The following is a 22,567-nucleotide window of genomic DNA, read 5'->3' on the forward strand; positions in this document are numbered from 1 at the left end:
TTCGGTTAAGCAAAGAAGAGCTTGCTCTTATTCCTAGTGGTGCGCGCCACCGCCTGAGGATACGGAAACCGGCGCAGAAGATGGTGCGCTCATTGTGGACGACACATGCGCGCTGCTGAAGCTGCTGCCGGAGCTGCCACCGCTGATGTGACCGCCTACAGAGGTGGCGCCGGACGACGGACCGCTGAAGGAAGACATTGTGCTTCCACGGTGAATGGCAACGGGAGCATAGCCGCTGCTCGCGCCTCCATGCACCACGCCCCGCGCAGGCCCCTCCATGCCGCTATGGCTGCCTATGCTTGCGTAGACAGGGGTTGCCGCAGTTCCTCTTTGCACGGCGCGCTGCGAGAAGCCATGCAGGTTGCCAAGCTCATTGCGCGGTACCCCCATGCCTGCCGAATCTTTGCGGAAGACGAATGCGCCTTCTCCATCCGAGCTGCCTACCACTGCTCCGGAGTGAACCAACGCCGTGAGGTTATGCCCCACCAGAGAGGGCGTGCCCGCCTTTGGCGGTGCTGGCGCAGTTGGCAGCTTAGGGCCGCCGCCAAGCCTGGGCTTGTTTGGAGACTTTGGAGAGGTGGAGTTGAGGCGGTTGAGGGCCGTCACGTTATTGAGGCCGTTCCACATGCCGCCGGGCATCCATCCCCAACCCGTGCCGGGGCAGAAAGACCACGAGCCGTAATGGTAGGGCGTCCAGCCCCACGGATACGGCGACACCCAGCTATAGCCTGAGTTGGCGTAGTATGCCCAGACGCCGCTCGAATATGGGTCCCAGGCCGCGCTGGCAAAGTAGGGGCGCCACATGCTGCCGCAACCGCCGAAATTGCTGAATGCGCCGTAATACATCATGTCGGACAGCCCGTAGGAGTAAGGCGAGCTGCCGAAGTTGTTGCTATAGGACGCGACGCGCTGGTGGTACTGCATTGACTGCTTATCCCAGCCATCGAGCTCGCTGTCCTGCACAAGCTTGCCGACAGTGGGCTCCGCCTGGTCGTTCAGAGCAAAGATGGCCGTCTTTTTATGAGGCACATCGAGCGCGCCGGTAGCAGAATCCGCGTGAATTGCACCGTCCAGCACGGAAAGCTGAGCGTTCTGCTCGCTCATATCAAGGCGTACATGCGTGCCGGGCTGTAGCGGGATTTTGCGGTCGCCAAAAGCAAGGTCAAACTGATTTGCGGGGGCCTTGCCCTCCTGCTTCAGCAGACTTACGTAGGCAATGCCCTTCAGCACGCGCACAACAGAGACTGTTGCTCCGGTGCTGGAGCGGCCAAGCTCAGCAAAATAAACCTCGGAGTTGGGACCGAGGCGGAGCGTGCTGTTGTCTTCAAACTCGACCTCGGCAACGCCTACGCCGGTTTTGAGGAGGTTCTGCTCCACCACGGGCAGGTTGGGAATGGCGGCTTCATAGCCGTGACCGTTGGAACGGTCAAGCTGAACGGCACCACGCACCTCGCTGATGCGCACGATGCGTACTTTGGAGACAGTGGCTGTCTGTGCCGGAGCTGGTTCTTCCTGGACTGCGGTCGGAGCGGTGTCCTGGGCAGGACTCGGGCTTGGGGTTTGCGCGGGAACTGCGGCGGCTATCAGCAGAAGAGAAAGTCCGGTAGTCGCGACGGATGCGGAGAATGTAGCCATAACCCGCTCCTTCCGGTAAATCATACGAACCGTTGGTAATGACGCTCCAGCTCCGTGCGAGGTTTCAGCCAGAGCAGGTTTTGCCAAAAATGGTAGCACCAAAACGATACGGCAGGCGAGGCAAACTCAGGCCTGCGGGTTTTTCGCCCGCAGTTCGGCCACAATCTCCGCCGCCGCCGCGCGTGCCTCGTCTTCCCTGTCCGGCGGAAAGCTGATGGCTCCCACGCGGGCATGGCCGCCGCCGCCGTAGCGCTCGCAAATCTCCGCCAGATTGACGAGATTGGCTGTCGGAACCTTGGTCCATGGATTGGTGCCAACGGCTACCTTGGTGCGGAAGCTCGACTTGGAAAGGCCAATGGAGTAGGTAGCCTGCGGATGCAGATAGTACGGAATGAACTTGTTGAAGCCTTCGAGCGGATGGTCCGTGATATCGAAGAAGATCGTCCCGTCCTTTTCCTCGCTGCGGCTGCGGATGAGGTTCAGCGCAAAGTCATGGCGCTCCAGCAGCGGCGGCAGCAGCTCTGCTACGAACGGCTGTGCCAGCACGTCTTTCAGCGGCATTTCCGTCAGCAGCGGAATCAGCTTCGGGATAAATTCAGGGTCCTGCATAGACTCGATGATGAGCGTGAGCTTCATTGCAGGCGCGGCCATTTCTACGGCAGATTCGGGGCTTTCATAAAGCGCGCCGTCCACAATATTGGCCCAGTAGATGAGGTCCGCGACAGGCTTGGTGTCGAAGCCGAAGACCGTCTCCGCAATGTAAGCCATAAAGCCGGTGCAGGAGGTGTAGTCCGGGTCAAAGAACTTGCGCCGCGCGCACTCCGGATCCTGCTGGCATGCCTGGAAGTGCTTCTGGTCCTCTGGCGTGAGAAAAGCCGAGAGGTGATGGTCGAACCACCAGGTAATCTTCGGGGAGGCGGAGTATTTGAAATCGACAATGGCATTCTCGTCGCCGGTGAACTGGGCCTCGTCAAAAAGCGCGCCGGCGCGGTGAACGAGGCCGTGGTACTGATAGCTGGCGTCCTTGGCGATACACTCGCGATGAAAACGGGTAAAGAGAGAGGCCGAGCAGGCTCCATCAAAGCATTTGTCGTGATAAAAAACGCGAACCTGCAAACCAACACCTCAACCGGCGGGGAAGAATCAAAAACTGCCAGAACTGTTAAGGATAAAGGCTGAGATGAGGCTGTCAAGGTGCATGCGCACAGCGGACAATACGTTCAGCCTCATACAACTTATTTCCACCTTGAACGACTCCAACAGGGAAAGCGTATTCTGACGAAGATTCGATGACACGTTCCGTTACGCAATTGGGGTTTTGTATTTTTTTGGGGGGCATGAATGGATTCTGAGATTCAGGGCGCAGGGGCAGAAGCGCCAGACATCGCTATTGAAACAACCAGTACACCGCCTCCTGCTCCAGCACCAGACGGCAACACGCGCTCGGTCTTCGTTGGCACACAGGGACTGCGCGCCGGCTGGTCCGTGGCTCTCTTTTTCGTTCTGCTGGCTATCGCCTTGTTCACTATGAGCGTTCTCGTCGGGCTCGTGACGGATGCACTCCTGCACAAAACCTCAACAGTTGGCGCAGGCTCAACGCCGCTGCGAGCCATGGTGGGAGAAGCCATCCTGCTTGGCTCCGCTTTCCTCGCCGCCTCCATCATGGCGAAGATTGAAAAGCGCCACATATGGGATTACAACCTCACCGGACCGCGCCGCCTTTCGCGCTTTCTCAGCGGGCTTGTTGCGGGCTTTGTTGCGCTCTCCGTACTCATTGAAAGCATGAACTTCGGCGGCTGGATGCATTTTGGTCCTGTGGCCCTGAGCGGTGGGCAAATCGTCTACTACGCCGCGCTGTGGGCCGTCGCCTTCATGCTCGTCGGGTTTGCAGAAGAGGGTATCTGCCGCTGCTATCTGCAGTTCACGCTGACGCGCGGCATCAACTTCTGGTGGGCGCTTGGGGTGATTGCCGTTATGTGCGCTTCCCTGCTGCGCCTCAAGGGCGAGGCCGTGTGGGGCGTCTATGGCTTTGCGTTGCTCGGGCTGCTGCCGTGCCTGTGGCTGCATCTGCGCAAGTCGCCAGGCAGCGGTTTCTGGCAGGCGGCATGGGCTACCTCTACCTTTTTTGGCTTTGTGCACACCGGCAACAACGGAGAAAACTGGATCGGCATCTTCGCCGCTGCGCTCATCGGCTTTGTCTTCTGCGTCAGTGTCTGGGCCACTGGATCGGCATGGTGGGCCTTTGGCTGCCACGCCGCATGGGACTGGGCGGAAACCTACTTCTACGGCACTGCCGACAGCGGAATGGTATCCAAAGGCCACCTGCTAACCACCACGCCAACAGGCTCAGTCCTGTGGAGCGGTGGCACCGACGGCCCCGAAGGAAGCCTGCTGGTGATTCCCGTGATTCTGCTTCTGCTGGTTGCGATTCTTGCTCTCTATGGCCGCAAGCGGACGGAGCTTCTTCCGGCTCCTGTTGCGGAAAATCCTACCGCTTAGCCAGAGAGCTTAGCCCAAAACTACGGGACGCTTTTCAAGGCCCGTAAACGAGCCACGCGGTATCCTGTCTTTAGCTTATGGCCCGTACAGATTCTGCCGCCTCCGCGACCGTAACCGCGCCCGCCGCGCGCCGCAACTTCCGCTGGCTGCGTTTGATTCTGCTTGCACTGGCCGCGCTGGTTCTGCTGCTTGTAATTGCCGCCGTCGCCGCTGTTCTGTGGCTGCACAGTGCGGCAAAGTCCTCGCTGCCGCAGTTGGATGGCGATATCTCGCTTGCAGGTGCGGTAAGCGCGCCTGTGACCGTTCGCCGCGATGCACATGGCATCCCGCACATCTCTGCGGCAACGCAAGCGGACCTGTGGATTGCGCAGGGCTACATCACCGCGCAGGATCGCCTGTGGCAAATGGACCTCTACCGCCGCAACTCCGCAGGTGACCTCGCGGAAATCTTCGGCCCGCAGGCGCTCGACCACGACAAAGCGCAGCGCATCGTTGGCTTCCGCCGCGTAGCCAGCCGCGTGTATGCCAACATGCCTGCCGATGACCGTGCGCGCCTCGACGCTTATGCGCGTGGGGTGAATCTCTTCCTCGCGCAGCATGGCAGCGCGTTGCCTGCGGAGTTCGGCCTGTTGCATTACAAGCCCGCGCAGTGGACTGGCGTGGATTCCCTGCTCATTGGCATGATGATGGTGGACTCGCTAGACACGCACTGGTACAACAAGCTGGCCCGCGAGCGCATTGGCGCCAAGCTCAACAACTCCAAGCTTGAAGCACAGCTTTATCCCACCGGCTCATGGCGCGACCGTCCACCTACCGGCGAAATTCTCGACCTGACCAAGCCGCAGCCCAACCCCGCAAACAAAGACAATGATGATGACGACACAACAGCATCCCTCGACATCCACGCGCTGAAGCAGACGCTCGGCCTGCCGGATTGCGACGGCTGCGCTGCGGGCTCAAACAACTGGGTTGTCTCCGGAGCGCACACGGCAAGCGGAAAGCCGATACTCTCGAATGACATGCACCTCGGCATCACCGTGCCGAACATCTGGTACATGGCAGACCTCGCAGCCCCCGGCTATCACGCCGCTGGAGTCACACTGCCCGGCATGCCATTCGTCATTGAAGGCCACAACGAGCACACCGCATGGGGCTTCACCGCGCTCTATGCCGACGTGCAGGATTTGTATGTCGAAAAGCTCGACGGCAAAGGGAATTATCAGGCGCTCGATGGCGCATGGAAGCCGCTGCACATCGACAGCGAAATCATTCACGTTCGCGGCAAGTCGGATGTGACGCTGCCTGTTCAATCCACCACGCACGGCCCCATCCTCACGCCGATTCTGCATGGGGAATCACGGCCCATTGCATTGAAGTGGTCACTCTACGACAACTCGCTCAACACGCTGCCCGTCTATGCAATGAACACCGCATCCAACTGGACAGAGTTTTCTTCCGCATTGCAGCAGTGGAGTTGGCCTACACAGAATCTTGTCTACGCCGACGATGCGGGACACATCGCCTATCACGCAATTGGTAAAATCCCCGCGCGCGCCAATGGCCTTGCAGGTAAGCCAGTCCAATTTGCGCGGGGGGATACACAGCACGAGTGGTCCACCTACATTCCCTTCGAGCAACTTCCGAATTCCGTGGACCCGCCAAGCGGCTTCCTTGCAACAGCCAACGCACGCGTAACGAGCGAGAAATTCCCAACGCCCATCACTCTCGAATGGTCTGACCCATATCGCGCTGAGCGCATCTACAAGCTTCTGCAAGGCCGCGATAAGCTGACGCCCGCCGACATGCTTGCAACGCAGACCGACATCTACTCCGAAGTGGATCAGGAACTAGGCCATCGCTTTGCCTATGCGCTTGACCACTCCGCGCCAAAGGATGCACGTTTGCATCAAGCAGCGGACCTGCTGCGCAAATGGGATGGCAAGCTGACCACCGACTCCGCAGCTGCATCCATCGTCAGCAAGGCACGGGAAGCGCTCTGGCCCCTGATTCTGGAGCCGAAACTAGGCAAGCTTGCGCGCGATTACGGCTGGGGCGAAAAGACTTTTGCGCTCGAAGAAATCGTCATGAACGCCGAGCCCAACTGGCTTCCGCCCTATTACAAAAACTGGGACGACCTGCTGACCGAAGCCGTGCGCCGCGGACTCTCTGAAGGCCACGCACCGGGCGATCTGAGCAAGTGGACATATGGCTCGTGGCATGTTGTAGATATTGAGCACCCGCTGCACAGCCTGCTGCCATGGCTCACGCGCAACGCCGGCACGGGCGAGCAGCCACTCAGCGGCGACGGCACAACAGTCAAGCAGGTAGGCCGCGCCTTTGGCCCTTCGCAGCGTCTGACTGTGGACTGGAGCAACGTGGATGGCTCCACGGAAAACATCTCGTTAGGCGAAAGCGGCAATCCATACAGCACCTACTTCCGCGACCAGTGGAGCGACTACTACAGCGGCAGAACCTTTGCGCTGCCATTTACCGATGCGGCTGTTCAGTCCAACACACATCACACATTACGGCTGGTACCGTGATGCAGGGTTCAGGGAATAGGGATCAGGGATCAGGGAAAAACAACAATATCGCTATCTTCAGCATTGTTCTGATTCTTCTCGCAGCCGCAGTTGCTACAGCTCCACTTATCACGCAAGGCTTTTCCTGTGGGCATGATTTCGATTTTCATCTCGTCTCATGGATGGACACGCTGAACGTCTGGAAGCACGGCGTCTTCTATCCGCTCTGGACAACCAACGCAAACTACGGCGCAGGCGAGCCGCGCTTCATCTTCTATCCGCCAATTACATGGATGCTCGGCGCAGCCTTCGGCGGCCTCTTCGGATGGCAGGCCGCGCCGCTCGCGCTGACATTCGTGTTGCTGGCTGCAACAGGCCTCGCCACGCGCGCACTAGCAAAGCAATTTCTTTCGGAAGGCGCATCCGCACTCGCTGGATGCCTCGCCATCTTCTCCGGCTATGCACTTTACTGCGTCTACGAGCGCGCCGCATACGGAGAACTGGCAGGCGGCTGCACCATCCCTCTCGCACTACTCTTCGCAATCAAGCAACCGCCCGCGCAACCAACAACAGACGCAAAGCGCACGTCTTTCTACTCCCTACTCCCTATTCCCTATTCCCTGTCTTTCACCATTGCCGCAAGCTGGCTCTCCAATGCGCCTGTCGGCGTAATGACCTGTTATCTGCTTGCCGCTTTCGTGCTGGTGCTTGCCATTCAGCAGCGCTCGTGGCTTCCAGCAGCACGCGCTGCCATCGGAGTAGCTCTCGGCCTTGCACTCGCCGCTGTTTATCTGGTCCCCGCAGCACTCGAACAAAAATTCGTTGATATCAAGGAAGCCATCAACGACCCCGGCCTCGCAATCGAAAACAGCTTCCTCTTCGCGCACCATGCCAGCCCCCTTCTGCGTGACCACGACATCGAGCTGCAAAAAACCTCGATGATTGCGGCCATCATGCTCGCAATCACAGCAGCGGCAATTTTCCTCTGCTGGATGCGCAAGCGTTTGCCTGGAGAACGCAAGCTCTGGCTTCCGCTCGCGCTCATCCCGCTCGTCATTCTCTTCCTGCAATTCCCCATCTCGCTCCCCGTGTGGGACCTGCTGCCCAAGCTGCGCTTTCTGCAGTTTCCGTGGCGCTGGCTCGTAGCGCTGGAAGCTCCCCTCGGCATCTTTGTGGCCGCCGCAGTATGGCCGCGCACCCGCTGGCCTAAATTAGCAACAGCCATCCTTAGCGCCGTTGTCTTTCTGTCCGTCGCAGCCTTCGCCGGAACCCGCTTCCATCAAATCTGCGACGATGAGGACGCCATCCCCAGCATGGCCGCCACATGGAACGCGCATACCGGCTTTGTCGGCACCGACGAGTACGCTCCCCCCAGCGCTGACAACACGCTTGTCGCAACCAACCTTCCCGGCGGCTGCCTCGTCACCGACCCAACAACCGAGCTAGGCGAAGGCAACCCCGACAACCCGCCGCCCGCATGGGCCGAAGAGCAGAAAAGCTGCGATGCCGCCTATCCCTTTTCCGTGCAGATAATCGAACACCGGCGCGTGCAGGCCACCGCGCCGCATGCAGGCTGGCTGATTCTGCGCCTCCGCCGCTTCCCCGGCTGGGAAGTCCACGTTAACGGCAAGCTCATCCAGAACTTCCCCTTCCGCGAAGACGGCCTCTTCGTTGTTCCCGTTCCTGCCGGCGCTATCACCGTAACCGCCGATTGGAAGACAAGCACCGACATCTGGATTGGCCGTGCCATCTCCCTGGCCGCGTTGCTGGCTGTGGGAATTTTCTTCTTCTACCAGCGCAAACATTCGCAATAAGTTTTCTGCATCGAGTTTTCGATTTACACGTCATTTAAAATAGATACGATGCCCGCAGACGTGAAATCGCTAATCCAGGAAGGCGCAGACCTTACCGACAAGGCGCTAGAGGCTCTTTTGCCCAGCGCGGAGACCATCCCTTCGTCCATTCACAGCGCCATGCGCCACTCCACCTTTGCGGGCGGCAAGCGCCTGCGGCCCGTGCTGGCCATGCAGGCTGCTGCGACAATCGCGGGCAAAATTCCTGCCGGTATCGAGCAGTTAGGTGCAGCGCTGGAAATGATTCACACTTACTCACTCATCCACGACGACCTGCCCGCGCTCGACAACGATGCCCTCCGTCGCGGCAAGCCTACGGCTCACGTTGTTTACGGAGAAGCGATTGCGATCCTCGCTGGAGACGCGCTGCAGACCTACGCCTTTGAGGTGCTGGCGAATCTGCCTATTCCCTCCGAAGCCACCGTACAAATCCTCCGCCTCGTCTCCAACGCCATCGGCACCGTGGACGGCATGATTGGCGGCCAGGTTCTCGACATTGAAAGCGAACACAAGAAGCCCACGCCGGAACTTGTTGAAGCCATTCACCGCGCCAAGACCGGAGCTTTGATTCGCGTAAGCGTAGTCGCCGGCGGCGTCTATGCCGGAGCAACTGCGACTGATGTAGCAGCGTTGGATATCTTTGGGCGGAAGGCTGGCCTGGCTTTTCAGATTGTCGATGACGTGCTCGACATGACGGTCGACTCCACCCAACTCGGCAAGACCGCCGGCAAAGACCTGGCCGTTGAGAAGGCTACCTGGCCCGCCGTCTACGGTCTCGAACAGAGCGAGCACGATGCCGCCACACTTATCGACGAAGCCTTCGCCGCACTTGCCCCCTACGGCACCCGCGCAGACGGCCTGAAGTCCGTAGCCCGCTACCTCGTGGAACGCAAAAACTAGCCATGCTGTCAGAATCGGAAATCCTAACGGCATTGCGTGATTGCTTCGACCCGGAAGTAAAGCTGAACCTCGTAGACCTGGGCCTCATCTACGGCATCGAAACCGCACCCGACCCAAAATCCACGCCCAAGTGGCCGCGCCAGACCGTGCGCATAACCATGACGCTAACCACACAGGCCTGCCCCGCCAGCGGACTCATCTTTGAACAGGTGCACAACCGCCTGCTGGCCTTCCCCGATATCTCAAAAGTAGATGTAAATCTGGTCTGGGAGCCGAAATGGTCGCCGTACCGCATCAGCGAAGCAGGCCGCAAGCAGCTAGGAATCTAAAAACAGGGAGTAGAAAACAACAGCCCGGCAAATGCCGGGCTGTTGTTTTCTACTCCCTGTTTTCTACTCCCTGTTTTCTAAAAATCCCCTGAAATTTCTGCTTGCGGACATTCACTTCATCCACCACATTCTGCGCATGACCAACAAAACGCTGCGCGTTGCTAAGCAGAATCGGCAGCGTTGCCCACCAGCGCAGCGTCGTTTCCTTCTCATGCAGCAGCGTCAGCGCTGTTCCTGCAGCCGTAGCGGCAAGGCCAGCCTTACGCTTGCCCGCCAGCAGCAGAAGCGCACCAGCAAGCAGCGTTCCTCCCGCAGCAAGGCGCAATGTGGGCGAAGCTTCGTCCTGAGCGGGAACCTGCTCGGACTGCCTGGGAAGCGGAATAACGCTCATGGAAACTCTCCTTATGCGGCGATTTTACACCGCGGCAGACCAACACCTTTTCGAGTCAGACTCACGCCGGCGCACAAAGTTGCTCTCAATCCAAATCAAATTCACGCAGCGGCTTGCCTTCCGGCGCATCCTTGGCCTTCTTGAGCGCCTCGGCAAACTTCTTTTCGAGCAAATCCGCCTTATTGCGCTCTGCATTCAGGCTCTGCTGGAAGATGGATTCCTTCCGCTCCTCCTGCTCGCGCATAGCTTTTGCAGCCGTTTCAAAATCCTCAAAGGTGCGCTTGCGCGGAGCCGGCGTGTGGCTCACTACGGCACCCGTTGCCGCATCAATCTTCATCAGCGCGCCGCAATCCGGGCACGCTACTTCCAGCGTCTTGTTCTTTGCACCAGCCATCGCAAGTAGATTGTAGGCGCTGAGAGGGCCGCCTGCACAGACAGAGGATCTCGTAAAGCAAAAGCCCTGCTCGTGGAGCAGGGCTTTTGAATAGTTGAAGTTGCGATGCTTAGTGTTTTTCCACCGCTGTGGCCAGTTTGGCCTCAGCTTCGGCAATCACGCTCAGCGCCTTGTCATAGGCCTTTTCGCTGTCGCCTGCCTGGTTCCAAAGCTTGTTACCGCGGTCAAGCTGCTCCCTGGCGCGGTCTACATCAATCTCACCAGGCTTCAGCGCATCATTAGCCAGAATCGTCACGCGCTCGGGCAGCACTTCCGCAAAGCCCCAGCTCACGTTATAAATTGCATCGCCCTCAGTCGTTCCATGCAGACGCACGTCACCAGCGCCAAGCTCCGTAAGCAGCGGCGCATGGCCGTAGAGCACTTCCAGCGAGCCGCTGCGGCCCGGCAGCTCCACAGAAGCCGCCGTAGACTCGAAGAGCACCCGCTCCGGCGTTACAAGACGAACGCGAATTTGATTTGAAGAATCTGCCATTGTTCTTTCCAGCTTCTCGCTACTAGCTTCCAGCCCCTAGCTAAAAGCTGCTTTTACGCCGTTGCCTTCAGCGATTCCGCCTTGGCAATCACGTCTTCAATCGAGCCCTGCATGTAGAACGCCTGCTCTGGCAGATCGTCGTACTTGCCTTCAATGATGCCCTTGAAGCTGCGCACCGTGTCGACAATCTTCACATACTTGCCGGGAATGCCGGTGAACTGCTCCGCCACGTGGAAGGGCTGCGAAAGGAACTTCTGCACCTTGCGCGCGCGCGCCACGGTGAGCTTGTCCTCTTCCGAAAGCTCGTCGATGCCGAGAATCGCAATGATGTCCTGCAGGTCCTTGTAGCGCTGCAGAATGCGCTTCACGCCCTGCGCCACATCGTAGTGCTCGTCGCCCACAACACGCGCCGAAAGGATGCGCGAAGTGGAGGCCAACGGATCGACAGCCGGGTAGATGCCGAGTTCTGAAAGCGGACGGCTCAATACGGTAGTCGCATCAAGGTGAGCAAAGGTCGTCGCCGGCGCGGGGTCAGTCAAGTCGTCAGCAGGCACGTAAACGGCCTGCACCGAGGTAACGGAACCCTTGCTGGTCGAAGTGATACGCTCCTGCAGTTCACCCATTTCCGTGGCAAGGTTCGGCTGATAACCCACGGCGCTGGGCATACGGCCAAGCAGCGTGGAAACTTCCGAACCGGCCTGCGTAAAGCGGAAGATGTTGTCCACAAAGAGCAGCGTATCTGCACCTTCGGAGTCACGGAAGTGCTCGGCGACGGTGAGGCCGGTGAGAGCCACACGGAGACGTGCTCCAGGCGGCTCGGTCATCTGGCCATAGACCAGTGCGGCTTTCGATTTCTCAGGGTCACCCGGCGTAATGACGCCAGACTCGGTCATTTCGACCCACAGGTCGTTGCCCTCGCGGGTACGTTCGCCCACGCCGGCAAATACCGAGTAGCCGCCGTGGTTCTTGGCGACGTTGTTGATGAGTTCCATGATGACGACGGTCTTGCCGACGCCGGCGCCACCGAAGAGGCCGATCTTGCCGCCCTTCAAGAAGGGCTGGATGAGGTCGATAACCTTGATGCCGGTCTCGAACATCTCCTCGCGCGTGGACTGCTCGTCAAACGCGGGCGCGGGGCGATGAATCGGAGCACGCTGCTTTTCGCCGATGGGGCCAAGCTCGTCTACCGGTTCTCCAATGACGTTGAGTACGCGGCCCAGCGTCTCCTTGCCTACGGGCACGGAGATGGGTCCACCGAGGTCGATGGCCTTCATGCCGCGAACCATTCCGTCCGTGGCTTCCATGGCGACGGTGCGCACGCGGCCTTCGCCGAGGTGCTGCTGCACTTCGAGGATGACGTTAATCTTCATGGGCACGTCAAAGCCCTCGCTGGTGACGCGCAGCGCCTGATAGATGGGCGGCATGGTTGCTTCTTCAAACTGCACGTCCACCGCAGGGCCGGAAATCTGGATTACTTTGCCAATGTTCTCTGCCATGTTTCTGCCTTCCGAGAATCCTAGACAGCGGATGCGCCGCTGACGATTTCAATAATTTCCTTTGTGATTGCTGCCTGGCGCACGCGGTTCATGGTCAGCGTGAGCGAATCGATCATATCCGAGGCATTGTTGGTTGCCGAATCCATCGCCGTCATACGGGCCGCATGCTCAGCAGCTACGCTCTCCGTCATGGAGTGATAGAGCATGGCCGCAACATAGCGCGGGAGCAGTGCTTCAAAAAGCTCCGTCGGCGACTGCTCGTAAATGTAATCCACGTTGGCCGTACCGAACTTCTTTGCTTCCTCGTCGGCTTCCTGCGAGTCGGCTTCTTCCAGTGTGACGCCAGAAGTCACAGCCGCTTGTCCTGCACGCGACTGCTCTTCCTTGCTCCGCTCCGTAGCTACCGTAAGCTCCTGCTCGCCAATCTTCACCAGCGGAAGCAGCTTTTCCACCACCACACGCTGTTGGATAACGGACTTGAACTCGTTGTAAACGATGTAGGCCGCGTCAATCTCTTCATGCACGTAGCGGTCGATGATGTTCTTCGCCAGCTCGAAAACGCGCTGCACTTCCAGCTTGAGCAGCATGCCGGGATGGTCGCCCGTCAGCTCAACACGGCTCTTGCGCGACTGACGCGCAGCCGGAGTCTCTTCCGTTGCATCCGAGTATTCCGCGACCGGAAAGTGACGGCGGAAAAGATCGCGAGCCTTGCGGCCCACGGCTTCCACGTCAATCTCCTTGCCCGCTTCATTCTCTTCAATGAAGTTAAAAGCAGCCTTGAGGATGTTCGAGTTGAACGCGCCTGCGAAGCCTTTGTCGCCGCTGATGACGACGAGTAAGACGCGCTTTTCTTCGCGGGCAGCAAAGAGCGGATGTGCCAGACTGCCGGTCTCCGCGTCAAAGATATCAATGCGGCGCGTCAGCGATTCCAGAACACTGGCGATCATCCTGGCGTAAGGACGCGCCGACATCGCGCGCTCTTGCGCACGGCGCAGCTTGGCCGCCGAGACCATCTTCATGGCCTTGGTGATCTGGCGTGTGTTCTTCACACTGCGAATGCGCCGCCGTAAATCGAGTACGTTCGCCATTTTTCTTAGCTGTTAGCTCCTAGCTTTTAGCTCGATGCTGATGCCGCCAACTCCTGCTAAAAGCTAAGAGCTAACGGCTAAAAGCTGTTCTTACGCCGTTACGGCTTCCGTCTGCGCCGCCTTGAAGTTTTCCTTGTATTCCTTGAGAGCGGCATGCAGTTTTTCGCGAATATCATTGCTGATTTCGCGCTTCTGTGTCAGTTCTTCCACCAGCGCCGTCTGCGCTGTCTCAAAGTACTTGTGCAGGCCGTCTTCAAAGGAGCGAATCTCGTCAATCTTCAGGTCGTCCAGATAGCCCTGCGTACCGGCAAAGAGCACAATCGCCATTTGCTGCCAGGTGAGCGGGTGGAACTGCGACTGCTTCAGCAATTCCGTCAGGCGCTGGCCACGGTTGAGCTGCTTCTGCGTCAGCGGATCGAGGTCCGAACCGAACTGCGCAAAGGCCGCAAGCTCGCGGTACTGCGCAAGATCCAGCTTCAGCGTGGAACCAACCTGCTTGACGGCTTTCACCGCAGCCGAGAAGCCTACACGCGAGACCGAAAGGCCTACGTTCACAGCCGGACGAATGCCGGAGTTGAAGAGGTCGGTTTCAAGGAAGACCTGTCCATCCGTAATCGAAATCACGTTCGTTGGAATGTACGCTGAAACGTCACCCGCCTGCGTTTCGATAACCGGCAGAGCCGTCAGCGAACCACCACCGCGCTCCTTGCTCAGCTTGGCCGAACGCTCCAACAGACGCGAGTGGAGATAAAACACATCGCCGGGATACGCTTCGCGGCCCGGCGGACGGCGCAGCAGCAGCGAAATCTCGCGGTACGCCATCGCGTGCTTCGAGAGATCGTCATACATGACGAGCGCGTGCTTGCCGTTGTCGCGGAAGTATTCGCCGATAGCCGTTGCGGCGTAAGGCGCAAGATAAAGCATCGGCGCCGGCTCGGAGGCCGAGGCAGCAACGATAATCGTGTGCCCCATGGCGCCGGCTTCCGTCAGCGTCTGCACAACCTGCGCAATCGACGAGCGCTTCTGACCAATCGCGCAATAAATGCAGATAAGGTCGTTCTTCGCGCTGTTGATAATGGTGTCGAGCAGTACGGCGGTCTTGCCGGTTTGGCGGTCGCCAATGATGAGTTCGCGCTGGCCGCGGCCAATCGGAATCATGGCGTCAATCGCCTTGAGACCCGTCGCCATGGGTTCCTTCACCGACTGGCGATCAATGATGCCAGGCGCAAGGCGCTCCACCGGCAGCGTGCCGCTCGCAGCAATCGGTCCCTTGTCGTCAATCGGCTGGCCGAGCGAGTTCACCACGCGGCCAATCATGGCCTCACCCACGGGCACCGAGAGAATCTTACCCGTGCGCCTCACCTCCTGGCCTTCGCTGAGCTCGGTGTAGTCGCCCATGATGACGGCGCCCACCTGGTCCTCTTCAAGCGAAAGCGCAAGGCCCGCAATGCCATGCGGAAAGCTGAGCAGCTCGCCGGACATCACCTTATCGAGTCCGTGAATACGCGCAATGCCGTCGCCAAGCGAGGTAATCGTGCCGACCTCATCGACCTGCACCGTCGAATCGTAGTTCGCGATCTGCTCGCGAAGAAGCTGTGTAATCTCGTCTGCCTTGATTTGAGCCATCTTAAGTTCCTTGGCGAGCCGTTAGCCCGCGACTAATACTTCCTTCAATCTCTCCAGCCGTCCGCGGACCGAGCCATCGTACACCGTGGAACCGATGCGTACCACCGTTCCGCCCAGAATGCTCTTGTCCAGCTTAAACGTGGGATGAATCTTTGCCCCGGCAAGCTTGCCGACGCCATCCAGCAGAGCGGATTTCTCGTCCTCGCCCAGCTCGCGGGCCGTCGTAATCTCCGCCTGGCGAATTCCCTGCCGCTCTTCCAGCTCTGTGCGGTAGGCCTCAGCCACTTCCTTCACATGAGCAATGCGGTCATTATGAATCAGCACTGCAATGAGGTTGCGCGTTTCCTTCTGCAAACCCATCTTCGCGTTCAGCTTGTCCAGAATCGCAATCTTTTGCTTCGCGGCAATCGAGGGATTCTCAAAGGTGGAACGGAGCTCCGGGCTACCATCCCATGTGCCGAGAAAGTCGCTCAACTGTTGGTCAATCGCTGTCGTATCCAGATGCGCCGCAATCACTACATCGGCAAAGGCGCGAGCATAGCGGGAAGCAAGTACGGACATTAGTTCTTCCCTCCCTTAACCGCATCAGTCATAAACTCTTCAATCAGCGCCTTGTCATGCTCGGCGGTCAGAGTCAGGTTCTTCACTGCCTGATCAATCGCCAGGTTCGCCGCAAAGGCCTTCAATCCGCGCTGCGCCTGGGCCGCAGCAACCGCAATCTCCTGCTCTGCAGAGGCTACAATTCGCGCCGTCTCTTCGCCAATCGAAGCCTTGATGCGGGCCTCGTCCTGTTTAATCTCGTCCTCAACCTGCGCGCGAATCTTCGCAATCTCGTCATCCAGCTTTGAGAGCTGGGCTTCCACCGCGCTCAACCGCGAATTTGCATCCGCCGTCGTCTTACGAGCTTCTGCCAGGCTGGCGTTCAGCGTCTCATTGCGCTTCTTCAGCGCCTTGGGCAGAAACTTCACCAGCGGCAGAACAATCGCCAGGAAGATAATTCCGAAGTTAATCCACTCAAAAATCCGCGCCGTGGTTTCCACGTCCAGATTCAGAGCCTTGCCAATCGACTGCACCAGCTTGGTGTGGCGGAAAGCATCCTCGCCCTCTTCCTTCTGGTACTTCACCGGCTTCCCGGCATCTGCCGCCGGAGGGGTGGTCGATTCAGCCGCAGCCTGCGGAAAAGCGCGCATCGGTACAACCGAAGTCCCGGCAAGCAGCATTACAAAAAATACAACCGGAGTGACAAGGAATTTCAACTTGAGTTTCAACGCGTCCCTCCGGCGGCAACGGGAAGAACCGCGCGCACAACCTGATTAGCCAGCTCGCCAGCCGAAGCCTGAATGGTCTCACGCGCCGTAGCCGTCTCGCCATCAATCGCCGTCCTGGCCTGCGCCACCTTCACGCCGGCAGACTGCCGCGCCTCGTTGAGTGCGGAATCTTTCTCCGCGTTCCACTGCTGGATGCGCTGCTCACGCGCCTTGAAAATTTCGGCCCGGGCCTGACGAAGCTTGTTGGCATACTCCGCCGCGCGCTGCTCCGCACGGGCAATCGCTTTGTGCGCATCTTCCACTGCGCCCGTGGTGCGCGCCCGGCGCTCTGCCAAAGTGCGCGAAAGAGGGCCCTGAATCAGAAACTGGTACGCCAGGACTAAAACGATGAAAAGGATGACCGTAGGCACGGCTCCGAGCAGAAGTGTCCCGACTTGTTGAAGGATTGCGTCCATACTGGTAATTTGGTGTTCGATCAGGTCGGCCAGAAGGTTCAGCCGGGGATGGATGGAACAACATCTTTTTGTATCAGGCAAGCGCCTTTATGGTCAATGACGAAGAGCACATGGCGAGACGCACTCCAAGGGTTCGCCGGAAGCCGTTTCCGAGCCCGCCAAACCTCGAATTTTGACCTTATCACAGGGCCGTGTAATTAACCGAATTTTTCCCTTGCTTTTAGCCGGAACCGGCCTACACTTAAATCACCACCTAGACCCGGTTCAGGGTCCAGCGGGCAAACGATTCCGGGAAACCTTCCACTCCCGCTACCGTTTGCCCGCTTCTTATTTGTCCCCAAAAACCAGGGTGTTCCACGTCCCTGCATTTAGGGACGTGGGACAGCACTCCTGCCCGTTCTCCCACCGCCAAGCTAAAAGCTAATAGCTGACAGCTAAAAACTCTCTTTACTTCACCGCACTCCCGATAAATCCTTCCAGGTCCTCGCGAAGCTTATGCAACGCCTCCAGATTCAGGTAAATCATGTGGCCGGAAGGGTAATACCCGAACTGCACATTTCCGCGAAGCTCCGGCGGCAACTGCATGTGGTTCAGGTCGTACTCAGTAGCAAAAAACGGCGTTGCCAGGTCAAAGTACCCGTTGGCGGAAAACACCTTCAGATGCGGATTCTTGCGCATCGCATCCGCCAGGTCCCCTGCCACATACGTTACCGCCGGACCGCCGCCGGGCCTGCCAAAGCCACCACCCGCCGGGCGATGATGCATGTCCCACTCGCCGATGGAACCATAAATCGTGGGATGGTAGGTCTCCGTCGTCTCGTACTTCAGGTCACGCTTCAGATATTCATTCAGCGCGGCAATAAATGCCCCGCTGATGCCTGTGTCAGAAGCGTCATAGCCCGGATTTTCACCCGCTGCGTCCGCGTCTTCCCCCTCGAAGCGCATGTCATAGCGCCCCAGCGTCAGCCGCTGGTCTCGCAAAATCTCCTTCCGGAACCGCGTCGGGCTGATGCGCAGGTTTGCTTCCTTCACATACTCCACGCTCAAGCCGGTAAAGTGGCTTACCTGCTTGGCAATCGAGTCCAGCTCCGCATCCGGCAGGTTGTGCCCCTTGAACAGCGCATCGGCATACGGCCCCGCCGCAAACTCCCGCGCCTGCTGCACCCAGTCGGAAAGCTTCGCCGGCTTGTTCTGGACCTTGTTGTAGTACCACGCAGCCGCCGCGTAGCTCGGGAAGTTGCCAATGTAGCTCAGGTCGTAACCGGGACTGCTGATAGCAAAGTTCAGAATCGACGAAATCAGCACCACGCCATTCAACTGGATGCCGTCACTCGCCAGCATGTCCGACAACCCCGCCGAACGCGTGGTTCCATACGATTCGCCAATTAGAAACTTCGGCGAGTTCCACCGGTCGTTCACCGAAATGTAGCGCGTAATAAAGCGGTCAAAGGCGCGCAGATCCTGGTCCACGCCCGCAAAATCCTTTACCGTGCCCTTACCCACAGCCCGCGAATAGCCCGTCAGCGGCGCGTCAATAAACACAAGGTCGGTCTTGTTCAGCAGCGTGTCCTGGTTCTCCGCAAGATTGAACGGAGGCCCCGCTGTCGCCTTGGGGCTATCGGTTTGAATCCTCATCGGACCAAACGACCCCATGTGTAGCCACAGCGATGCCGATCCCGGCCCGCCGTTGTAAAGAAAACTCACCGGACGCGACTTCGCTTCCGCGCCATCCAGCGTATAGGCAACGTAGAAAATGCTGCCGTAGGGCTTGTCATCCTGGTCACGAATCAGCAGCGTGCCCGCAGTAGCCGTGTAGTTCAGCGTCCTGCCGCCCAAGGTTATCGTATGGTGGGTAACCGAGCTTTTTTCGGGAGGAATCGGAGCCGGACGCTCCCCGCCCTCTTCTGCCTGTTGACGCCCCTGCCGGGCCTCCGGGTTAGGTTGTTGCGCAAACGCCGCGCCGGAAAAAGCGAGGGATAATCCTGCCCCGCACATGCACACACTAAGCCATCGCACTGCTTTCATCGTTCAAAAGCCTCCATGGAAGAATGCTCAATGCAACTGAAGTGAGGCGGGCGAGGGGGATGCCCGCCGAGAAATGAAATGAATGGATGATATACGGACGATGAAGACCGAATGAAAGACGCATCGCCGAAAATATTCGGGCGTAACAGCGCAGACACAGGAATTTATCCCGGCCAGAAATCGGCGCCGCCGGGTGCTCTATGCCCCTGCTTCCCTATCCCTCACACAGATAACGCTTAGCCTATCGCGCCGGGATAACCCCTTGCGCCCTCAGCCAGTTCTCCAGCAGCCCCGGCCACTGGTCAAGCGTTGGAATCCCTTTACCTAGCCCCGACCCATGCGACCCATGCGCAAAGATATGCGCCTCGGCAGGCACGCCGGCCTTAACTTCCGCCTCGTAGAAGTGCAGCCCCTGCTCCACCGGAACCGTATTGTCATCGAAGGTGTGATACCAGAAGGTCGGCGGCGTATCGCGGCTTACAAAGTGAACCGGGTTGAACTGCTTCTCCAGCTCCGCACAGCGCGATTCCACCTTCATCAGCTTGCAGTAGTTCAGGTGCGAGTAGTCCAGCGAAATCGCCTCAATCCACGGATACCCCAGCACCAGAAAATCCGGCCTGCTGGAAACGCGGTCGATCGGATCATCGACATTCGCATCGCCGGGAACAAACTTCGTTCCCGCCAGCGCCGCAAGATGTCCGCCGGCAGAAAAACCAATGATCCCAATGCGCTTCGGATCTACATGATAATCCGCCGCCCGCGCCCGCACCAGTTGAATTGCCCGCCGCGCATCATAAAGCGGAACCGGGAAGATATACCCATTCGACCCCAGCCGGTATTGCAGAATGAACGCCGTAATTCCATGCGCGGAGAACCAATCCGCAACCTCGCGCCCTTCAAGATCCGCAGCCAGGGCCATGTGTGAGCCGCCTGGCAGAATCACCACCGCCGAGCCATTTTCCGTCCCGGGCCGCGGCGAAAGAATCGTCAGCGTAGGCGTATCCTCGCAGGCCTTGCCCTTAGCTTCCGGAGCATCGCCCGCCCATAGCCGAATCGTCCGTATCCCAAGAAATGCATTGTCAGTCCCCGCTGTAGTGCAGGGCTGTTTCTGCGCACGCGCCACCGCACACATCAGCAGCGCAGGAAGAATCGCCTTCCAGCCAAACCGAATTTTCATAGCCCGCCGATTCTAACAAGCAAGCGCAATCCCACGCACAACCCGCCACAAAAAGGACTATGCTGTTGCTTCCAGCAAGAATGGCGCGCACTGCGCGCAACTGCCTGGACGGCCAGTCCCGCGCAGTGGGTGGTAGCATCAGAACTGACAGAAGAACAAATGCATACAAACAAGTTGAAAATCATACCCCTCGGCGGACTCGGCGAGTTCGGCATGAACTGCCTTGCGCTCGAATGGGAAGACCACATTCTCGTAATCGACGCGGGCCTCATGTTCCCGGAAACAGAACTGCTCGGCGTCGATATTGTTGTGCCGGACATCACCTACCTGGTTGAAAACAAGCAGAAGGTGCGCGGCATCATCCTCACGCACGGCCATGAAGACCACATCGGCGGCCTGCCCTGGATTCTCAGCGAGATCAAGGTTCCCGTCTACGCCACGGAGTTCACGCTGGCCTACGTGGAAGGCAAGCTCGAAGAGCATCACATGCTCGACGAGACCGAACTGATTGAGATTGAGCCAAAATCGAAATTTTCGATTGGCCCCTTCACCATCGAGCCAATCCGTGTAACCCACTCGCTCGTGGACTGCGTAGCGCTGGCAATCGAAACGCCCGCCGGCATCGTCATCCACACCGGCGACTTCAAAATTGACCTCTCGCCGCTCGACGGCCAGGCCTTTGACCTGCACACCTTTGCCGAATATGGCAAGCGCGGCGTCCTCGCGCTCCTGCAGGACTCCACCAACGTGGAGCGCCCCGGTTACACGCCCAGCGAGAAATCTGTAATTCCGCGCCTCGACGAAATCTTCTCGAAGACCAGAAAGAAGCTGTTCTTTAGCTGCTTCTCGTCGTCGATTTATCGCATTAAAATTGCGATGGACCTTGCCCGCCAGCATGGCCGCAAGGTGGCCATCATTGGCCGCTCCATGGTGGAGAGCACGGAGATTGCGCAGGACCTCGGCTACATCGACGTGCCGAACGGCCTCATCATCAACCCCGGCCAGATGAAAGACTATCCCGTCGATCAGTTGATGGTGCTCATCAGCGGCACGCAGGGCGAGCCCATGTCTGCGCTGAGCCGCGCCGCTGTGGACAACCACAAGCACGCCCGCATTGAAAAAGGCGACACCGTCCTCCTCAGCTCCCGCGTCATTCCGGGCAACGAAAAGGGCATCTTCCGCGTCATCGACCACCTCTACCGCCGCGACGCCAACGTCATCTATGACGACGGTTCGCACGGCCTGATTCACGTCAGCGGCCACGGCAGCCAGGAAGAGATGCGCCTGCTCATCAATCTCGTCAAGCCGAAGTTCTTCATCCCCGTGCACGGCGACTACCGCTACCTGCGCCGCCACGCGCAAATTGCAATGGAAACCGGTGCAGTCGAACACGCCATCGTCATCGAAGACGGCGACGTTCTGGAACTGAGCAAGGACGACGCCCGCAAGACCGACAAGGTAACCGCGGGCCGCGTCCTCATCGATTCAGGTTCCTCCATCGACGTGGTCGAAGACTTGGTCATCCGCGACCGCCGCATCCTCAGCGAAGATGGCATTGTGCTCGCAGTGCTGGCGATTAACAAGAAGACCGGCATCGTAGAGCAGGCTCCGGAAGTAGTCATGCGCGGCTTCGGCGGCGCGGACATTACGGAAGAAGCCCGCCAGACCGTGCTGAAGACGCTCGACAGCCTCAGCAGCGAGCAGAAAGCCGACTACGGCATGGTGAAGGAGAAGGTGCGCGTCGATCTGAAGCGCCTCATCCAGAAGTCCACTGGCCGCCGTCCGCTGATTATGCCGGTGATTCTGGAAATCTGACGCTCCTTGTACAATCGCCGCATGAAACGCATTGCGGCTCTTCTCATCCTTGCAGCCGGATTTGTGTCTCCGGCTGCATTTGCTCAAGCTCCTGCACATAACTGTCCCTCTTCTAAAACTCTTGATGAGCTGGTCACGGCGCTGTACGCCGCTGTCAGCGGTCCGTACGACCAGGACCGCACCTGCTTCCGCGACCTCTTTCTGCCGGATGCGAAGCTTTCGCCCATCGGCAAGGCGAAGGACGGCAGCTTTGCGCCGCGCAACATGACTGTCGAAGACTGGATTACCAACATCGCCAAGCGCGGCCACGCCAACTTCTTTGAAAAAGGCACGGCTACCAAGGTGGAGACCTACGGAAGCCTGGCTCATCTCTGGTCCACGTACGAATCGCGACATGAGCTGAACGATGCCACTCCTTTTGCGCGCGGCATCAACAGCATCCAGGCTGTTTACGACGGCACGCGATGGAAGGTGCAAGCGATTCTCTGGCAGGCTGAGACACCGGATACACCGCTTCCGGCGAAGTATCTGCCATAAGCGAAGTGACGGCGTTTCACTCCGC

Annotated in this window: 20 protein-coding genes; 7 read left to right on the top strand and 13 right to left on the bottom strand. The window is 58.7% G+C overall.

The annotated features are described in order from the left end of the window. Positions 1-33 precede the first annotated feature (33 nt). Together AC5S3R_RS17065 and AC5S3R_RS17070 are read right to left on the bottom strand one after the other, a co-directional pair. A complete protein-coding gene (locus AC5S3R_RS17065) occupies positions 34-1,635 on the bottom strand; it encodes a DUF6600 domain-containing protein (protein WP_494268364.1) in 1,602 nt (533 codons plus the stop codon). A gap of 126 nt (positions 1,636-1,761) precedes the next feature. Continuing rightward, positions 1,762-2,751 (bottom strand): phosphoesterase, encoded by a 990-nt coding sequence (locus AC5S3R_RS17070; protein WP_494268365.1) that lies wholly within the window; start codon positions 2,749-2,751, stop codon positions 1,762-1,764. 225 nt (positions 2,752-2,976) lie between these two features. Here AC5S3R_RS17070 and AC5S3R_RS17075 point away from each other — a divergent pair, with 225 nt between their 5' ends. The 5 genes from AC5S3R_RS17075 (at position 2,977) to AC5S3R_RS17095 (ending at position 9,738) form a co-directional block, all read left to right on the top strand. Next, the gene (locus tag AC5S3R_RS17075; RefSeq protein ID WP_494268366.1) at positions 2,977-4,134 is read left to right on the top strand and encodes a CPBP family intramembrane glutamic endopeptidase; all 1,158 of its coding nucleotides are present in this window, start codon (positions 2,977-2,979) and stop codon (positions 4,132-4,134) included. A 77-nt stretch (positions 4,135-4,211) separates the two neighbouring features. After that, positions 4,212-6,677 (top strand): penicillin acylase family protein, encoded by a 2,466-nt coding sequence (locus tag AC5S3R_RS17080; RefSeq protein ID WP_494268367.1) that lies wholly within the window; start codon positions 4,212-4,214, stop codon positions 6,675-6,677. After that, positions 6,677-8,470, top strand: a complete 1,794-nt coding sequence (locus AC5S3R_RS17085) for a putative glycosyltransferase family protein (RefSeq protein WP_494268368.1) — start codon at positions 6,677-6,679, stop codon at positions 8,468-8,470. Before AC5S3R_RS17080 ends, AC5S3R_RS17085 begins: the two co-directional genes overlap by 1 nt. 48 nt (positions 8,471-8,518) lie before the next feature. Then, positions 8,519-9,409: a polyprenyl synthetase family protein gene (locus tag AC5S3R_RS17090; protein ID WP_494268369.1), complete on the top strand. Its 891-nt coding sequence runs from the start codon at positions 8,519-8,521 to the stop codon at positions 9,407-9,409. A gap of 2 nt (positions 9,410-9,411) precedes the next feature. Beyond that, positions 9,412-9,738, top strand: coding sequence for a metal-sulfur cluster assembly factor (locus AC5S3R_RS17095; RefSeq protein ID WP_494268370.1), 327 nt, complete (start codon positions 9,412-9,414; stop codon positions 9,736-9,738). A 49-nt stretch (positions 9,739-9,787) separates the two neighbouring features. Here the strand turns inward: AC5S3R_RS17095 and AC5S3R_RS17100 are convergent, their stop codons facing one another. The 11 genes from AC5S3R_RS17100 to AC5S3R_RS17150 form a co-directional block, all read right to left on the bottom strand. Next, positions 9,788-10,129 carry a hypothetical protein gene (locus tag AC5S3R_RS17100; protein WP_494268371.1) on the bottom strand — a complete coding sequence of 114 codons (342 nt, stop codon included), beginning with the start codon at positions 10,127-10,129 and terminating at the stop codon, positions 9,788-9,790. 85 nt (positions 10,130-10,214) lie between these two features. Continuing rightward, on the bottom strand, positions 10,215-10,523 hold the full coding sequence (locus AC5S3R_RS17105; protein WP_494268372.1) for a hypothetical protein: 309 nt from the start codon (positions 10,521-10,523) through the stop codon (positions 10,215-10,217). Positions 10,524-10,632: 109 nt separating this feature from the next. Next, positions 10,633-11,055, bottom strand: coding sequence for an ATP synthase F1 subunit epsilon (gene atpC, locus AC5S3R_RS17110; RefSeq protein WP_494268373.1), 423 nt, complete (start codon positions 11,053-11,055; stop codon positions 10,633-10,635). Between the two features lie 53 nt (positions 11,056-11,108). After that, positions 11,109-12,551 carry a F0F1 ATP synthase subunit beta gene (atpD, locus tag AC5S3R_RS17115; protein WP_494268374.1) on the bottom strand — a complete coding sequence of 481 codons (1,443 nt, stop codon included), beginning with the start codon at positions 12,549-12,551 and terminating at the stop codon, positions 11,109-11,111. A 20-nt stretch (positions 12,552-12,571) separates the two neighbouring features. Beyond that, positions 12,572-13,639: a F0F1 ATP synthase subunit gamma gene (locus AC5S3R_RS17120; protein ID WP_494268375.1), complete on the bottom strand. Its 1,068-nt coding sequence runs from the start codon at positions 13,637-13,639 to the stop codon at positions 12,572-12,574. Positions 13,640-13,729: 90 nt separating this feature from the next. Then, positions 13,730-15,265, bottom strand: a complete 1,536-nt coding sequence (gene atpA / locus AC5S3R_RS17125) for a F0F1 ATP synthase subunit alpha (RefSeq protein WP_494268376.1) — start codon at positions 15,263-15,265, stop codon at positions 13,730-13,732. Between the two features lie 21 nt (positions 15,266-15,286). Further along, positions 15,287-15,826 carry an ATP synthase F1 subunit delta gene (gene atpH / locus AC5S3R_RS17130; RefSeq protein ID WP_494268377.1) on the bottom strand — a complete coding sequence of 180 codons (540 nt, stop codon included), beginning with the start codon at positions 15,824-15,826 and terminating at the stop codon, positions 15,287-15,289. Further along, entirely contained in the window at positions 15,826-16,533 is a 708-nt protein-coding gene (locus AC5S3R_RS17135; protein WP_494268378.1) for a F0F1 ATP synthase subunit B, read from the bottom strand. Before AC5S3R_RS17135 ends, atpH begins: the two co-directional genes overlap by 1 nt. Further along, on the bottom strand, positions 16,530-16,988 hold the full coding sequence (locus AC5S3R_RS17140) for a F0F1 ATP synthase subunit B (RefSeq protein WP_494268379.1): 459 nt from the start codon (positions 16,986-16,988) through the stop codon (positions 16,530-16,532). The genes AC5S3R_RS17135 and AC5S3R_RS17140 overlap by 4 nt, the downstream gene beginning before the upstream one ends. A gap of 447 nt (positions 16,989-17,435) precedes the next feature. Then, on the bottom strand, positions 17,436-19,013 hold the full coding sequence (locus AC5S3R_RS17145; RefSeq protein ID WP_494268380.1) for a S10 family peptidase: 1,578 nt from the start codon (positions 19,011-19,013) through the stop codon (positions 17,436-17,438). A 241-nt stretch (positions 19,014-19,254) separates the two neighbouring features. Then, complete coding sequence (locus AC5S3R_RS17150) at positions 19,255-20,190, bottom strand: alpha/beta hydrolase (protein ID WP_494268381.1); 936 nt, start codon at positions 20,188-20,190, stop codon at positions 19,255-19,257. A 159-nt stretch (positions 20,191-20,349) separates the two neighbouring features. Here AC5S3R_RS17150 and AC5S3R_RS17155 point away from each other — a divergent pair, with 159 nt between their 5' ends. Both AC5S3R_RS17155 and AC5S3R_RS17160 read left to right on the top strand, forming a co-directional pair. Then, the gene (locus AC5S3R_RS17155) at positions 20,350-22,005 is read left to right on the top strand and encodes a ribonuclease J (RefSeq protein ID WP_494268382.1); all 1,656 of its coding nucleotides are present in this window, start codon (positions 20,350-20,352) and stop codon (positions 22,003-22,005) included. A gap of 21 nt (positions 22,006-22,026) precedes the next feature. Next, complete coding sequence (locus tag AC5S3R_RS17160; protein WP_494268383.1) at positions 22,027-22,542, top strand: hypothetical protein; 516 nt, start codon at positions 22,027-22,029, stop codon at positions 22,540-22,542. The last annotated feature ends 25 nt before the right edge of the window (positions 22,543-22,567 follow it).

The organism is Occallatibacter sp. FHG110214_02, assembly GCF_059115385.1.

Coding starts and splice junctions, on each gene's coding strand:
- AC5S3R_RS17065 (WP_494268364.1), bottom strand. CDS start 1,635: ATGGCTACATTCTCCGCATCCGTCGCGACTACCGGACTTTCTCTTCTG.
- AC5S3R_RS17075 (WP_494268366.1), top strand. CDS start 2,977: ATGGATTCTGAGATTCAGGGCGCAGGGGCAGAAGCGCCAGACATCGCT.
- AC5S3R_RS17080 (WP_494268367.1), top strand. CDS start 4,212: ATGGCCCGTACAGATTCTGCCGCCTCCGCGACCGTAACCGCGCCCGCC.
- AC5S3R_RS17085 (WP_494268368.1), top strand. CDS start 6,677: ATGCAGGGTTCAGGGAATAGGGATCAGGGATCAGGGAAAAACAACAAT.
- AC5S3R_RS17090 (WP_494268369.1), top strand. CDS start 8,519: ATGCCCGCAGACGTGAAATCGCTAATCCAGGAAGGCGCAGACCTTACC.
- AC5S3R_RS17095 (WP_494268370.1), top strand. CDS start 9,412: ATGCTGTCAGAATCGGAAATCCTAACGGCATTGCGTGATTGCTTCGAC.
- AC5S3R_RS17100 (WP_494268371.1), bottom strand. CDS start 10,129: ATGAGCGTTATTCCGCTTCCCAGGCAGTCCGAGCAGGTTCCCGCTCAG.
- AC5S3R_RS17105 (WP_494268372.1), bottom strand. CDS start 10,523: ATGGCTGGTGCAAAGAACAAGACGCTGGAAGTAGCGTGCCCGGATTGC.
- atpC (WP_494268373.1), bottom strand. CDS start 11,055: ATGGCAGATTCTTCAAATCAAATTCGCGTTCGTCTTGTAACGCCGGAG.
- atpD (WP_494268374.1), bottom strand. CDS start 12,551: ATGGCAGAGAACATTGGCAAAGTAATCCAGATTTCCGGCCCTGCGGTG.
- AC5S3R_RS17120 (WP_494268375.1), bottom strand. CDS start 13,639: ATGGCGAACGTACTCGATTTACGGCGGCGCATTCGCAGTGTGAAGAAC.
- atpA (WP_494268376.1), bottom strand. CDS start 15,265: ATGGCTCAAATCAAGGCAGACGAGATTACACAGCTTCTTCGCGAGCAG.
- atpH (WP_494268377.1), bottom strand. CDS start 15,826: ATGTCCGTACTTGCTTCCCGCTATGCTCGCGCCTTTGCCGATGTAGTG.
- AC5S3R_RS17140 (WP_494268379.1), bottom strand. CDS start 16,988: ATGGACGCAATCCTTCAACAAGTCGGGACACTTCTGCTCGGAGCCGTG.
- AC5S3R_RS17145 (WP_494268380.1), bottom strand. CDS start 19,013: ATGAAAGCAGTGCGATGGCTTAGTGTGTGCATGTGCGGGGCAGGATTA.
- AC5S3R_RS17150 (WP_494268381.1), bottom strand. CDS start 20,190: ATGAAAATTCGGTTTGGCTGGAAGGCGATTCTTCCTGCGCTGCTGATG.
- AC5S3R_RS17155 (WP_494268382.1), top strand. CDS start 20,350: ATGCATACAAACAAGTTGAAAATCATACCCCTCGGCGGACTCGGCGAG.
- AC5S3R_RS17160 (WP_494268383.1), top strand. CDS start 22,027: ATGAAACGCATTGCGGCTCTTCTCATCCTTGCAGCCGGATTTGTGTCT.